This is a genomic window from uncultured Merdimmobilis sp., assembly GCF_902471145.1.
In the GTDB taxonomy this organism is placed as follows: Bacteria; Bacillota; Clostridia; order Oscillospirales; family Ruminococcaceae; genus Merdimmobilis; species Merdimmobilis hominis.
Genome location: NZ_CABRJC010000001.1, coordinates 15925 through 30492 on the forward strand (window position 1 = coordinate 15925; position 14568 = coordinate 30492).

Below are 14568 nucleotides of genomic sequence, written 5' to 3' on the forward strand. Positions count from 1 at the left end.
CTCCTTTGGTTTTATAAGATCCGGTGGTTCTTGTGTTCCCCGGTCAGGGAGAACACCACCCATTCGGCAATGTTGACCGCGTGGTCGCCAATCCGCTCCAAATACTTGGAAATCATCAAAAAGTCCACCGCCTGGGCGCCGCAGTCCGCATCCTGGTGGATCATGCCGATCAGCTCCGCCTTAATCTCTTCAAACAGGTCATCCACCTCGTCATCGGTGTCGATGACCTGTTGGGCTTTTTCCAAATCCCGGTGGACAAAAGCGTCCACGCTCCCCTTCACCATCCGGATGGTGGCCTCTGCCATCATGGGGATGTGCCGCAGCTCCTTGATGTAATCCTCCCGGGCGATGCGGCAGGTGATCTCCCCGATGTCGGCGGCGTTGTCGCCGATCCGCTCCATATCGGTGATCATTTTGAGGGCGGTGGAGATCAGCCGAAGGTCTGCCGCCACCGGCTGCTGCTGCAAAAGAAGGCGCAGGCAGCGGGTTTCAATCTCCCGCTCCATATCGTCGATGTCCTTGTCATAGCCGATGACCTCCTGGGCCAGTTCTACGTCCTTCTCAATCAGGGCCTGCACTGTGGATTCAATGGAGCGTTCAATAAGGCTCCCCATCTGGATCATTTCCAGGTTGAGGGTCTCCAGCTCCCGGTCAAACCGTGTTCTCATCGTCCCATTTCCCCTTTCTTTAACCGAACCGGCCGGTGATATAGTCCTCGGTGCGCTTGTCTTTCGGCATCGAGAAGAGGTTGGCGGTGTCGTCGTATTCCACAACCTCCCCGTGGAGGAAAAACGCCGTCCGGTCGGATATGCGGGTGGCTTGCTGCATGTTGTGGGTCACTATAATTATAGTGTATTTCTTCTTGATCTCCAACACCAAATCCTCAATTTTCATAGTGGAGATGGGGTCAAGGGCGCTGGTGGGCTCATCCATCAGCAGCACCTCCGGCTTCACCGAAAGAGCTCTTGCGATGCACAGCCGCTGCTGCTGCCCGCCGGAAAGGCCCAAAGCGCTTTTTTTCAGCCGGTCTTTCACCTCGTCCCACATGGCGGCGGCCCGCAGGCTCTCCTCCACGATCTCATCCAGCTGGCTGCGGCTTTTTACCCCGTGGGTGCGGGGCCCGTAGGCGATGTTGTCGTAGATGCTCATGGGGAAAGGATTGGGTTTCTGGAACACCATCCCCACCCGCCGGCGCAGCTCCACTGCGTCCATCTGGCGGTAGACGTCCACCCCGTCCAGCAGGATGTCCCCTTCGATGCGGCAGCCCTCCACTAGGTCGTTCATCCGGTTGAGGGACTTAAGCATGGTGGACTTTCCGCAGCCGCTGGGGCCGATGAAGGCAGTGATGCTGTTCTGCGGCACATCCAAAGAGATGTGGTGGAGGGCCTGGAAGTCTCCGTAATACAGATTGACATCTTGAATGGAAAATTTGATCGGTTCACTCATTATTTTTGCTCCATTTTCAATTTTGCCGCCAATTTGGAGGCGGCCAGGTTCACAGCCAACACCACCAGGATCAAGATCGAACCGGTGGCAAAGGCCATCTGCCGGGAGTGGGGGAGCCCTTCGTTGGCCAGCATGTACATGTGGATGGCCAAGGTCCGCTGGGATTTCATCACATCCACAGTCACATTGCCCACGTTGGTTCCGCTGGTGAAGATGAGGGCGGCGGTCTCCCCCACAATCCGCCCGATGGCCAGTATCACCCCGGAGAGGATGCCCGGCACCGCAGTGGGCAGCACAATGCCGAAGACGGTGCGCAGCCGGCTTGCCCCCAGGCCATAGCTCCCCTCCCGGTAGCTGTCCGGTACCGCCCGCAAAGCCTCCTCACTGGAGGAGATGATCACCGGCAGCACCATGATAGACAAGGTGCAGATGCCCGCCAGCATGGAGGTCTGCCAGCCCAGCATGGTGACAAACAGAATCATGCCGAACAAGCCGTAAATAATGGAAGGGATGCCCGCCAGGGTCTCCACCGCCAATTTGACCATCTTGACCAGACGGCTCCCCCGCCGGGCGTATTCCACCAGGTAGACGGCGCTGAACACCCCCACAGGCACCGAGAACAGCAGGGAAAAGAAGATCATCTCCAAAGTTGCCACAATGGAGGACAGGGCGGAGAGGTTCTCGCTGTTGTACTCCTGGGTGAGGAAGTCCAAGTTGATGTAAGGCAGGCCGTTTACCAGGATAAAGCCTAGCAAAAACAGAAGGATGCCCACAGTGAAGATCCCACATGCCCATACGATTCCCCGCAACACCAGGGATAAGGGTTTGCGGCGGTAGATCATCGCCTGTTGCTTGAAGGTATTCTCCATGGTTTAGCCCTCCTTTTTGGCCCGCAGCACGCCCAGCAGCAGGTTCAATAGAATGATAAAGGCAAAAAGCACCACCCCGGTGGCAATCAAGGCGTCGGTGTGCAGGCCAGAGGAATAGCTCATCTCAGTGACAATGTTGGCGGTCAGGGTGCGGATGGGTTTTAAAAGCTCGATTTTATCCAGGGGCATCACCGCGCCGCCCGCTACCATGACAACCGCCATCGTCTCGCCAGCCGCACGGCCGATCCCCAGTATGATAGAGGTCAACACCCCGGATTTGGCCGCGGGAAGCACCACCCGGAAGACCGCCTCCTCATAGGTGGCGCCCAATCCCAAGGCCGCCTCCAGGTAGGAGGGGTCCACCGCCCGCAGGGAGGATTCGCTGATGGAAATAATGGTGGGAAGGATCATGATTCCCAGGATAATAGCTGCCGATAGGATGGAAAACCCGTTCCCGCCAAAGTGTGTCCGCACAAAGGGCACCACCAACTGCATGCCAAAGAACCCGTAGATGATGGAGGGGATGCCTGCCAGCAGCCCCACCGCAGGCCCGATGACCTTGTGCAGCTTTTTGGGGCAGAAGCAAGCGCAAAAGATGGCGCAGAGGATGCCTACCGGCACCCCCAGGACAATGGCCCCGCCGGTGACATACAAGGTTCCCACAATCATCGACAGGATGCCGAAGGAAGGTGGGACGTCCACCGGTTTCCACCTTTGTCCAAAGAGAAATTCTAAGGGTCCGATCTCGGCGATAGCGGGCAGGCCGCTGGCAAACAAAAAGACACAGATCATGACCACCGATGCGATGGACACGGCAGCCGAAAGGAGGAATAGCGGCTCCATCAGCCGTTCCGAGAATGTTTTGTGGTTCATAGTCGCCTCCTGATAAACTTACGCAGCGGGCCTCCCCTCCCCCATAGGGAAATGGCCTGGAGGAAAAAGGCCCGAAAAACGCCAAATGGCGATGTGCGGCATGTGGATGCGGCACACCGCCAGCCAGCGGGAAAAAAGGAGCTTGCAAAACACGGTATGGACATTTTGCAAACCGGTTTCAAAAGGGTCCCCATCCCCCGGCTCTGGACAAGGGATGGGAAGGGCCCTGAGGAGTGAGCGGAAGAAGGTTATTTTATCTCGTCCCAGGTGGTGATCTCACCGGTGTAGATGGCAGTCAGGTCTTCAGAGGTGAAACCCTCCACAGGGTTTTCGTTGTTGACGATGACCGCGATGCCGTCCATGGCGATGACGTGGCTGTTGAGAGCCGAAGCTTCTTCGTCGGTCAATTCCCGGGAGCTCATGCCGATGTCAAAGGTGCCGTCCATGGCCGCCTTGATGCCCTGGCTGGAGCCTTGGGCCTGGATTTCAAAGGTGACGCCGGGGTTCACCTTGCGGTACCCTTCGGTGAGCACCTGCATCAGAGGCTCCACCGAGGTGGAACCGGCCAGTTTGATGGTGCCGGACTTTCCGGAACCGGTGTAAGGGGCAGGGGATTCCTCCACCGAGATATAGTTTTTGGAGGTGACGATCTCCTGGCCCTCCGCCGAAGCGATGTAGGCAAGGAAATCTTGGACCAGTTCATTTTCTTCCCCATTGGTCACCAGCAGGAAAGGTCTTGCCACTGGGTAGCTGCCGTCCTTCACTGTTTCAGAAGAGGGGGCAACTCCGTCAACCTTAGCGGCTTTGATGCGGTCGCTGACCGACCCCAAGGAGATGTAGCCGATGGCATAAGGATCGCCCTCCACAGCGGTGATGACCTTGTCGGTGCCATCAAATTCCAGGGCGCCCACCACCAGGTTATCCACAGTGGTGCCGTCCTGTTTCTGGATGACCCCCATCAGCTCATGGAATGCGGCCCGGGTCCCGGAAGCGGAGTCCCGTGCGATGACGGTGATGGCGCTAGAGGTTTTGAAGGAATCCTCACTGGGAGTGCTGGAGGAGCTGCCCCCTTGGGAAGAGGTTCCCTGTCCGCCGCAGCCCACCAGGGCGCTTGCTGCTAAAAGAGAAGCCACTGCAATGGAAAGAAACTTTTTCATCTTAAAATCTCCTTTGATATAACCTTTTTTGTTTACAACCGGATTATAAATCCCTTGTGTAAAGATGCAAGGCCCCCTATCGTAAAGATTGGGTAAACATCCCATTTTCTTATGTAAATTTTTTGGAAGATGGAGAAGCGACTTTGTAAAAATTGATTTGTAAAGCCTGCTCTTCCGCTAAATTCCCCTATTTCCCCTCACAAAGGCCGGTTTTTGTAAAGGTTTGCCCCCGGCGTTTTCTTTCTCACTCAATTTTACAGGCATCAATAGGATGCACCGTTATGTTCCTGTTGCGAACAGAAGAATTGTGCCGTATAATAGAACGAGCAGAAAGGCGGCGCGGTACATGAACACGTTAATTGAATTGTATGATGAACGAGCCATCGAAAATATCCTGGCAGCTGATATGTTTCGGCCCCAGCGCATCGTCTATCTCTGTCCGGGTAAGATCGCCCAAAGCCGACATTGGCAGGAAACGCTTCGGAAATTTTTCCTGCACAGAGGCTGGGAACCAAAACTGACATTTTTAGACAGCAGCATGTTTAAGGCAGACCATATACTGCGTCAGCTTCTCTCAATCAGTGAGCAGTATCCCGACTGCGCGCTAGATGTCACAGGGGGCAGCGATGCTGCGCTATTTGCCGCTGGCATGTTTACGGCTCAAACAGGCGTGCCTGCCTTCACCTACTCCCGCAAAAAGAATCGCTTCTACGATATCTTCGACGCATCCTTTGCAGACAATGTACCCTGTCATCTCTCCTATTCCGTAGAGGATTTTTTCCTGATGGCAGGAGGCGCGCTGCTTCCCGGGCGGGTGGACAACGCCATTCTTGAGAGGTACCTTGGCGACATCGATCCATTTTTCTCCTGCTTTATGCGTTTTCGGCGCGAGTGGGCCAATATCATTACCTATATACAGCGGGTTTCGCCGACTGAATATGGACAGTCCCCCTCGTTATCCATTCATGGCAGCTACACCGTAAAAGGGGAGCATGGCGGGAAAATCTCTGCCAATGAGGATGCTCTTCAGGAATTTGAGCGCATAGGCTTTATCCATGCCCTCTCCATCATTCCCGGAAAATCGGTGTCCTTCCGCTTCCGGGACAGGAATACACGTGTCTGGCTGCGTGATGTAGGCAGTGTATTGGAATTATATGTCTACAAAGCATGTTTGGAGACAAACATCTTTGGAGATGTCATCAGCAGCGCCGTCGTTCGATGGGATGATGTTTTAGGGCATGGGAGCGTAACCAATGAGATCGATGTGATAGCAACGCGAGGTGTCATACCCCTGTTTATAAGCTGCAAAGTCAGCGATATCAAGACGGAAGCCCTCAATGAACTGGCCATCCTCCGGGACCGCTTCGGCGGGAAAGGTGCAAAGGCGGTCATTGCTTCCACCAGTCGCTGCAATGCTGCTACACGGCACCGCGCCGCCCAGCTGGGAATCGCCGTGATCGACCTGGAAGAACTGAAACATGGGCAGCTGGGACACCGGCTGAAGGTTATCATGAAGGCTGAATAATCTCCATGCACCGCAGAGTGAGAAACAAGCCGCTCAAAAAACCTTTCCCCGCTTAAAATCAAATGCTGATCGCATACTGCCGCCCACGGGAACGAAGAAACCGGCCGGTATAAACGCCCATTGGCTGACCAGGCCGCAGATCCAGAAACCAAGCGCACAAACAGCTCAGCTGAGGAAGGATGCTCCTTCCTCGACTGAGCTGTTTGTGCATTTACTGACAGGTGAAAAGCAGCCTGCGAGGCAAAGGAAAAAGAGGAAATCAGCGTCAAAGAGGGCTGGCCGAAGGTTCCGGTACATGCTTTGGGGATTATGCTAGCAGCGGGCTTCTCCCAAAAGCGATCAAAGTAAATGTCTTTTATTAATAAAATGTCTGAAACTATCAAAACCCAAATTCCGTTTGCTTAAGGCATTTTCGCCTCATCTAGAGTTACATTCGGAAATCCAAGCTTAATTTGCAAGTTAAATCCATTTAATATCTCATAAATAAATATATTTATGTCTGAAATAGGATACTAAATCGCCTATTTTATCTCTATTTTCGGACATTTATACGCCATTTTTTGATTTTTTTCCACTAGAAATTGATCGTATTTTGTCCCAATTTCCTCCTCTTTATCAGTATTTATTCTTTATATTTTATATAAATTACACATAATAAACCTCTGTATATTTGTAAATACAAGCATTTTAACAATTTGTGGCGAGATTTTGAAAAAACCTTTGACAATTAAGACTTTGGGATGTAAGATAAGGCCATCTTAAATGCAGCCAATAAAAAATAATTATGCAAAACATTGCAGCAACCCATCATTCACTGGCTGCTTCCACAAGGAGGAACACACTATGACATCCGCTCTGCTAACCGATCTTCTCTGCTGCCTAGCCGTTCTCAGCGGCCTTCTGCTGCTGGGCACCTTCTTGAGAGCTAAGGTAAAACTGTTCCAGCAACTTTTCCTGCCAGCATCGGTCATCGGCGGATTCATCGGCCTGCTGTTTGGCCCCATTGTCATGGGGGATCACGCCATCATCCGCGTCTCCCAGGATTGGATCAACACCTGGTCCCTGCTCCCCGGCATCCTGATTGTTCCGGTTTTCGCCTCGGTACCTCTGGGCATGTTCATGAACAGCAGCGGCAAGACCACTGGCATGGGCGGCAAGACCGCTCCCAATGTGCTCAAAGCCTTCGGTTTGTTCGCCGCCATTGGCGCCCTGCAAAACATGATCGGCTACGGCACCAACCTTTTCTTCACCTACTTTGGCGGCGGCAAATATCAGCTGTACCGCACCTTTGGGTATGAGCTCTCCGCAGGCTACACCGGCGGCCATGGAACTGCCGGTGCCGTAGGCAAAATTTTGGAGGGCCTGGGCATCGAGTACTGGGCTACCGCACAGGGCATCGCCGTCACCACTGCCACCGTCGGCATCATCGGCGGCATGATCATCGGCATTATCGCCATTAACATGGCGGCCAAACAAGGCAAAACTTCCATCCTGAAAAAGCCAGGCGACATCCCCGCCTCCATGGCGAAAGGGTATACTACCGACATCTCCAAGCAGGGTTCCATGGGCCGGGAGACCTTTATGAACTCCTCCATTGAGACGACCACCTTCCACCTGGCCCTGATGCTGGGCGGCTGCGGCCTCGCTTATGCGGCCCTCAATCTGCTTAAACGCACCGGCATCGCCGCATTTGCCAGCCTTCCCGTGTGGATCTACGCCATGGTCATCATGTTCGGCATCAACGCCCTGCTCATCAAATTGAAGCTCAACTGGATGATCGACACCAAAGTCAAGGCCAAAATCACCGGCGCCATGAGCGACTTCGCCATCGTCGCAGCCATCGCCAGCCTGCCGGTAAAAGCGGTTCTCGCCTACGCCGTCCCCCTGATCGTCATGATGGCCGTCGGCATGGTAGCCACCTATGTCTTTGTATTCAAAATGCACGACGTCTTTTTCAAGGGCGACTACTCCTTTGAGCGGGCCATCATCTGCTGGGGCACCGCCACCGGCGTTATGATCACCGGCATGATGCTCCTGAAAATCTGCGACCCCGATTACGACACCCCTGCATTGGCCGATTTCTCCATGGGCTTCTCGCTGATCTCCCTCTCCGGGCTGATCACCCAGCCCATCACCTTAGGCGTCTTGGCCACCGGCTCCACCATGAGCAACTTCACCCTGGCTGCAATCCTCTTTTTGATCTATATGGTCATTACTTCTGCGGCAGGCGGTCTTTCCAAAATGTTCTCCCGCAAGGCGGAGCCCGCTTTGGCAGGCGATACCCCCTCTTCTGGCTCCTCTGGGAACTAGCACTGATATTTCATCTCCCCTTACCCAAAACGACAAAAGAAGGCATCCGTTTGGATGCCTTCTTTTGCGTCTCTATAAGGTGCCCGCACCACGCCGGAAACAGGCTTCTCCCCACTGGAGGAAGATCATTCCCGGTGCCCAGCGCCCTCCTCCGCCCCTGCCAACAGGGCGTCAAAGGTGATCTGGTACCGTTTCTGAGGCCGTCCCCGCCTGGAAGGGCCGTCAGAGAGCACCTCCTGGGCGCCTCCTCTCTGGGTGATCTGCCCCAATAAGCGGCTGGCGCTGCGCTGGGTGATGCCCAGGTATTCCGCCAGCTCCTGGCTGGTGAGCTGATCCCTCCCCAGCTTTTCCAGCACAGAAAGGATTTTCTGCACCGCCAGCGGCGACATAGAGAGCAGGCGGCTGAGCACCTCCGCCTTGTGGTTGGGGGAGCCGGTATAGGCGATGGCATTCTCCTCCCCCAAGGGGCCGATGACCTGGTTCTCCTGGGTAACCAGGAAGGAACCCCGTCCCCCGCTGTGCTGGGATTCCCCCAGGGCCCGGGCGGCGTTCCGGCGGGCGCTGAGCACATCTGCGCCAATCCCCCACCCGATGTTCACCGGGAAATCCAGCTGTTCCCGCAGGTATTCTTCCAGCGGGCAGAAGGTGTATCCCCGGGTGAGGCGGCGGGCCACCCCACTGGAGGTGACTACGTCAAACCGCTCCTGGCTCTGGCGGATGACAAAGGAAGCCCCTTGTTCCCGGCCAAAGTCCATCAGGGCCTTATACAGGAGCACCCCTTTCATACCGCCGGGTTCCGATGGGGAAACCAGGATGAAGGCGGATAGGGAGTCGGCCATCTGCTGGGCTTCCACCTCCCTCACCAGCCGGCGGAAAGTGTCGATCATCGAGGTTTTGGAGGGGAAAAGGATCTCATGGCGGATGTGTTCCCGCTCCAAGGCACTGCTGAGGCTGGTCAGACGGGTGACCACCAGGTCGATTCTTCCGCTCTGCCAGGCGTTGCGGTAGGCCGAGAGGTAGTCCTGGTAGATGTCACTGCCCCGGACATCGCTCTCCGGGCCGTAGAGAGGCCCCTTCCCCGGAGGGAAGATCCCCCCCAGGTCAAAAGACTTGTTGGTGGCGTCGATGAGAACCCGGGAAAAATCCATCCCCCGGTTGTTGAGTGCAATGCGGGTCAGCGCCTTGTAAAAATCCCGCTGGCTCACATCCAGGTAAGCGGTGGGCTGGGGAAAAGGGCCCAAGGCGTCCTGGGCGGTGTTGTAAGGCAAAAGACCGGAAAAGAGGATGCCATCCGCCTGGGCCACCCGGCAAAGGGAAAGCATCTCCTCTAAATCGGCATAGGGCAGGTATTGGGGCTCACAGAGGTGGGAGATGACCGGGTCGATCTCCCGGATGCGGGAGAGGGAATTCTGGGCGGCGATGATGGCGATTCGCATAAGGCTCCTCCTTTCCGCAACGATTGGGTCCGATAGTTAGAAGCGCACCAGGTTCCAGAGTTCCTCTCCCTCCAGGTACGCCTTTATGTTGTGGAGGAACAGCTCGTCCGCCCGCTGGTCGATGATATCGCCGGCGCTGGCCTGGTGGGGGGTGAGGATCAGGTTGGGGATGTCCCACAAAAAGCTGTCAGAAGGCAGGGGCTCCGGGTCGGTGACATCGATGGCCGCTCCGGCGATGACCCCTTCTTTCAAGCAGCTGGCCAGGGCTTCCTGGTCGCAGACCGGCCCCCGGGAGACATTGATCACATAGGCGGAGGGCTTCATCCAGCCCAGGGTGGTTTTGTTGATGAGGTGATGGGTCTCTGGGGAATACGGGGTCAGGAACACGGCGAAATCCGCCTGGGAAATGGCTTCCTTCATGCCTTCCTCCCCGGTGTAGACCTTCTCCACCCCCTGGGCCGGGCGGCCGCTGCGGGAGTATCCGATGACCTTCATCCCAAAGCCCTCGACCCGCTTGGCGATCTCGGAGCCAATGGCCCCCACTCCGATAAGAGCCACTGTCTTTCCATAGAGGCTTCGGGAGGAGTTGTAGTAACTGCGGCTGGCCCAGACCCGCTCCTCCTGGAATTTAAAATAAGTCCGGCTCTGGCGGGCCAGCATCAGCATTTTGGTGACCACGTCCTCGGCCACGGTGACACAGAAGATGGATTTGCCGTTGGTCAGGGTGAGACCCCGGCGGCGGAAGTAGTTAAGGTCCAGCATGTCGTAGCCGGAGCTGTTGATCTGCACCCACTTCAGATCGGGGAGCCGGTCCAGATTCTCAGCCCGCAGGAAGCCGCCGGGGGCGATGACCGCCTCCACACCGGCAGGGTTTTGGAACGCCTCTTCAATGGTGAGGAAGTCCACCTGGGGCAGCTGGTCTTTGCAGCCAAAGGGGTAGTTGAGCAAAAGTTTCATACTGGGGTCCTCCTTTTTTTATTTCAAGTTGGCGGCCGATAGGGCGGCCCTTCTATAGCTCTTCCCTCAGTATAATCCGTTGAGGGGCCAATTGCAATTGAGGCGGCTACCGGTCAAAGCGGGTGCGGTAGGTGCAGTGGCGGCAGAGCTCCTCCACAGCTCTTCGCCTGGTAAAGCCCTGATGGATGGCCTGGGCCCGGGGTCCCTCTAGGATTTCCCCAAAGGGCTGTTGGAACAAGTTCCCCAGGGCGATTTCCCCATCCCCGTCCAGACAGCAGGGCACGACGGTGCCATCCACCAAGACGGCGGCCATAGTGCCGAGGCCATAGCAGAAACCGGTTTCGCTGACAAAGGGATTTTGCAGGCTGGGCCAGTCGAATTCCTCCTCCTGGCTCAAAAAGACCCGGGGCGCCAGGGTGATGCTGCGCACCTTCTCCCTGTGGGTGATCTCCTCAAACAGGTCGATGGCAAACTCCCGGGACAGCCTTTCCAGGATCACCCGGTTATTTTTTGGCATGGCGTCGCCGGCCAAAAGGTTCCACAGCCGCAGCACCAGGTAGGCGCCGGTCTCCTGGCGCAGGGCATTCACCCCTTCCAGCACACTGTCCAAATACTCCTGAAGGCGCTGGGGCTGGTCCCCTTCAAAGCTGTGGAGCGAGAGGTTCACCTGCCGCAAGGCGGGCCTATCCAGCAACTGGGGGAGTTTCTGGCGCAGCAGGGTGCCGTTGGTGGTCAGGTTGACCTGGAAACCAGCCTGGCCGCTCAGATCCAAAAACTCCCCCAGTTGGGGATGGAGCAGCGGCTCCCCTTTGACATGGAAGTAGAGGTAACCGGTATAGGGGGCCACCTGTTCCAGGATGGACGCAAACTCCCCCCGGCTGAGGAACCGGGGCTCCCGCCTCATGGGGGAACAGAAGCTGCAATGGAGGTTACAGACATTGGTGATCTCCACATAAACCCGTTTCAACCGTTTCATGGGAATCCCCCTCCTTTCTTGAGGGGAAACATCCCCTGTTTTGTCAGCATACCACACCTTCCATAGCTTCGGCAAGCTAGGGTAAAAGAAAAACTCCCCATAATGGGGAGTTTTTCTGCTTGGTTATTCGTGGCGCAGCGCCTCAATGGGGTTGAGCCGGGCCGCTTTGCGCGCCGGGTAGATGCCGAAGAAGAGGCCTACCACCCCGGAAAACACCACCGTTCCCAGCACGGCGGAGAGGGTGAACACCGGGGTGATGCCTGCCAGCGAGCAGATGGCGTAGGAACCCACACACCCCAGCCCCAACCCGATAAGGCCGCCGATCACCGTCAAAATGGCCGATTCGGTGAGGAACTGGAAAAGGATTGCCCCCGTTTTCGCCCCCAAGGACTTTCGGATGCCGATTTCCCGGGTGCGCTCGGTGACTGCCACCAGCATGATGTTCATAACGCCGATGCCCCCCACCAAGAGGGAGATGGCCGCCACTGCGGCGATAAAGCTCTGGATCATATCCATGCTGCTGTTGATGGACTCCAGCTGGGCCTTGGCGTTGTTGGCATAGTAGATGTTCCGGCCCCGGTTGCCGTGCCGGTTCTCCAGAAGGCGGACGGCAGCGTTGCCCATGGTCTCCACATCCTTCTTATCAAAGGAGTACAGGTATACCCCCCGCAGCTTGCCGCTGCTCTCTTCGTCCAGTTCTTGTACTACCCCCATGGGCACGTAGACATTGCCTTGCAAGTCCTGGGTGGCGAAATCTCCATACATGTTTTTGCAGACGCCCACAACCCGGACGGTAGTCCGCTTGTCCTTGACCCGCAGCTCGATATCCATGCCCACACAGTCGGTGGTTCCAAAGAAATCCTGGGCTAAGATGTCGTCGATGACTGCCACATTTTTGCCGCCCAGGTAGTCGCTTTCGCTGAAGAACCGCCCGGAGTAAAGCTCGCTCACCCCGTCCACCAAGGCGATATGTTGGGTGCCGCCGTTAATCCACACCCCGTGGCGCTTGTCGCGGAAGATGGCGTCGCCGGTGGTCCCCACATAGGGGGTGACACCCCGCACATAGTCCCCCATGCTGCTCAGGGCGGAAATATCCTCCATGGTGATGTACTCGCTGTCCAGAGCCTCGCTGCTGTCCACATTGATGTACACGGTGGTGGTTTGAGACTCGAACTGCTGCATCATGTACTGTTTGGCGCCGCTGCCCGCCGAGACGATGGTGATCACCGACGCAATACCGATGATGATGCCCAGCATGGTGAGGAAGGAGCGCATCTTGTTGGACTTGATGCTTTCCAGCGCCATTTTCAGGTTTTCTTTGATCATTGTTTTTCCCGCCTCCCGCCGGTGGTTAAGCCGGCTGGCTGATGATGCAAGCCAGGATGCTGTCGATGTTGGTGGGCGGATTGTCGATGACAAGCTGGCCCTCGGTCAGCCCGCTGGTAACTTCTATGTATTGGTCGGTGGAATTGCCCAGGGTGATATAGGTCTTCACCGGCTGGTAAATCTGTTTCTCCGGGTCGGTCAGCTCCGCCGTGTAGCAGTAATCCCCGCCCCGGTCGGTCTTGACCGCTTCCACCGGCAGTGCCAATGCAGAGGGGGTGGAATAGGTCAGTACATCCACGTCCACTTCCATGCCGGGGATAAAGCTTTCATCCGGGTTATCCACCTGAATTTTCACCTTGACGTTGGATTTTTCATCCGCGGCGGTGCCGATCTCCGTGACGGTGCCCTGGTAGGTTTTGTTGCCCAAGGTAATTTCAGCGGATTGGCCCAGGGCCACCTTGACGATGTCGTATTTGCCCACGCTCATCTCCACCGTCTGGGTTTCGGAGGTCTTGATCGCAACCGCCACCGTGCCTTTGGAGATGGTGTTGAGCTTTTTGGCGTTCAGCTCTTCGATGGTGCCGTCTTGGCCGGCGATAATATTGCCGGGAAGGGAGTTCACCTTCTCCTGGGCCTCTTCGAACTTCATCTTCGCTTCTTCAAAGGAGAGCTGGTCGATTTTCAGCTGCTCCTCGCTGGGGATGGTGTCCTCCAAGCCCTCTTTGCGGGATTTGGCATTTTCGTATTTGGCCTGATACCGTTCAAACAGGGCGCGTTCGTCGGGGTCGGTGCTGTCCTCATATTCTTCCATCTTCTTTTTGTGGAATTCCATGTTGTCTTCGATTTCCGCGATGTCCTCCATGGTCTCAAAGTACTTCCGCTCGGTTTCATCCAGTCCCAAACGGGTCTTTTCGTAGGCGATAGCTGCGGATTTGTACTCCCGCATGGCCTCGGCGTTGTCAAAGCTGACGATCAAGTCGCCTTTTTTCACCTCGTCACCCACCTCAAAATAGACGTTGCCCACCTCGGTGGTGGCCGCCATAATATGCTCTTCCAGGTTGCCCTGTTTGATGGTTCCGCTGGTAGAGAGGAAGCTTTGAATCTCCTGCATAGAAACCCCTGAGGCCATGAGCATGGGTGTCTGGTTCATGGAGTTGAGCATGCAGCTGCCAACTCCGGCTGCCGCCAAGATGGCCACCGCTGCAAAGACAATCAGTTTCTTTTTACCCTTGGTTAATTTGGACACTCTATACACCGCTTTCTTTTATCGTTCTCGATAGTCCTCGTCACAATGTCAATAGTATATGCCCCCCACTAGTCGAAGTCAAACAATATTCTGTGAATTTGCCCAATGTCATCACATCGTAAGAAAATCGTCAGGAACTTTATAAACTGTCTTTTTTCTTTTGACAGAATTTCTGTTTCCCCTGGCCTTGGAATTGAATTGGGGGGCCAAGTATGCTATAGTGGAACCGATAACAATTTTTTCCTGGGGTCCTTTTTCCCGCTGAGGGAGGACGTGTGGAAACAACAGATTTCCCACCTGTGGGGTAAGGTATCCCCACAGCGGCCGCATCCCTTAACGGCAGGCTGATTCGCCCAGGAAAACTAGAAAATATTGCAAATAGATGCAGTAATTGTGAAGGCCCGGTGAACTATAGTAAGAGAAGATCGTTTTGTATTGTGAGGTGAG

The 14568-nt window shown here is 55.6% G+C and carries 12 protein-coding genes; 2 read left to right on the forward strand and 10 right to left on the reverse strand.

Translation table 11 applies throughout. From position 1 onward, the window contains the following. Nucleotides 1–11 precede the first annotated feature (11 nt). The 5 genes from phoU to RDQ42_RS00110 form a co-directional block, all read right to left on the reverse strand. Complete coding sequence (phoU, locus tag RDQ42_RS00090) at nucleotides 12–668, reverse strand: phosphate signaling complex protein PhoU (protein ID WP_071428220.1); 657 nt, start codon at nucleotides 666–668, stop codon at nucleotides 12–14. Between the two features lie 19 nt (nucleotides 669–687). Further along, a complete protein-coding gene (gene pstB, locus RDQ42_RS00095; protein WP_071428219.1) occupies nucleotides 688–1446 on the reverse strand; it encodes a phosphate ABC transporter ATP-binding protein PstB in 759 nt (252 codons plus the stop codon). Then, entirely contained in the window at nucleotides 1446–2315 is an 870-nt protein-coding gene (gene pstA / locus RDQ42_RS00100) for a phosphate ABC transporter permease PstA (RefSeq protein WP_054331682.1), read from the reverse strand. Before pstA ends, pstB begins: the two co-directional genes overlap by 1 nt. A 3-nt stretch (nucleotides 2316–2318) precedes the next feature. After that, on the reverse strand, nucleotides 2319–3188 hold the full coding sequence (gene pstC, locus RDQ42_RS00105) for a phosphate ABC transporter permease subunit PstC (RefSeq protein WP_308588043.1): 870 nt from the start codon (nucleotides 3186–3188) through the stop codon (nucleotides 2319–2321). A 248-nt stretch (nucleotides 3189–3436) separates the two neighbouring features. Then, nucleotides 3437–4345 carry a substrate-binding domain-containing protein gene (locus RDQ42_RS00110; protein ID WP_054331680.1) on the reverse strand — a complete coding sequence of 303 codons (909 nt, stop codon included), beginning with the start codon at nucleotides 4343–4345 and terminating at the stop codon, nucleotides 3437–3439. 346 nt (nucleotides 4346–4691) lie between these two features. On the opposite strand from RDQ42_RS00110, the gene RDQ42_RS00115 reads away from it, so the two are divergent. Then, nucleotides 4692–5870: a hypothetical protein gene (locus tag RDQ42_RS00115; RefSeq protein ID WP_231358280.1), complete on the forward strand. Its 1179-nt coding sequence runs from the start codon at nucleotides 4692–4694 to the stop codon at nucleotides 5868–5870. Nucleotides 5871–6713: 843 nt separating this feature from the next. Then, entirely contained in the window at nucleotides 6714–8180 is a 1467-nt protein-coding gene (locus RDQ42_RS00120) for a sodium:glutamate symporter (RefSeq protein ID WP_071428217.1), read from the forward strand. Nucleotides 8181–8305: 125 nt separating this feature from the next. Here RDQ42_RS00120 and RDQ42_RS00125 read toward each other — a convergent pair whose 3' ends face one another. From RDQ42_RS00125 to RDQ42_RS00145, 5 genes are all read right to left on the reverse strand, one after another. Next, nucleotides 8306–9616, reverse strand: coding sequence for a hypothetical protein (locus RDQ42_RS00125; protein ID WP_071428216.1), 1311 nt, complete (start codon nucleotides 9614–9616; stop codon nucleotides 8306–8308). A gap of 36 nt (nucleotides 9617–9652) precedes the next feature. Then, nucleotides 9653–10573, reverse strand: a complete 921-nt coding sequence (locus RDQ42_RS00130; protein WP_231358278.1) for a D-2-hydroxyacid dehydrogenase — start codon at nucleotides 10571–10573, stop codon at nucleotides 9653–9655. Nucleotides 10574–10679: 106 nt separating this feature from the next. Next, nucleotides 10680–11549, reverse strand: a complete 870-nt coding sequence (locus tag RDQ42_RS00135) for a radical SAM/SPASM domain-containing protein (protein ID WP_071428214.1) — start codon at nucleotides 11547–11549, stop codon at nucleotides 10680–10682. A 123-nt stretch (nucleotides 11550–11672) separates the two neighbouring features. Then, on the reverse strand, nucleotides 11673–12875 hold the full coding sequence (locus tag RDQ42_RS00140) for an ABC transporter permease (protein WP_083386479.1): 1203 nt from the start codon (nucleotides 12873–12875) through the stop codon (nucleotides 11673–11675). Nucleotides 12876–12900: 25 nt separating this feature from the next. After that, nucleotides 12901–14121 carry an efflux RND transporter periplasmic adaptor subunit gene (locus tag RDQ42_RS00145; RefSeq protein ID WP_308588045.1) on the reverse strand — a complete coding sequence of 407 codons (1221 nt, stop codon included), beginning with the start codon at nucleotides 14119–14121 and terminating at the stop codon, nucleotides 12901–12903. Nucleotides 14122–14568: the final 447 nt, after the last annotated feature.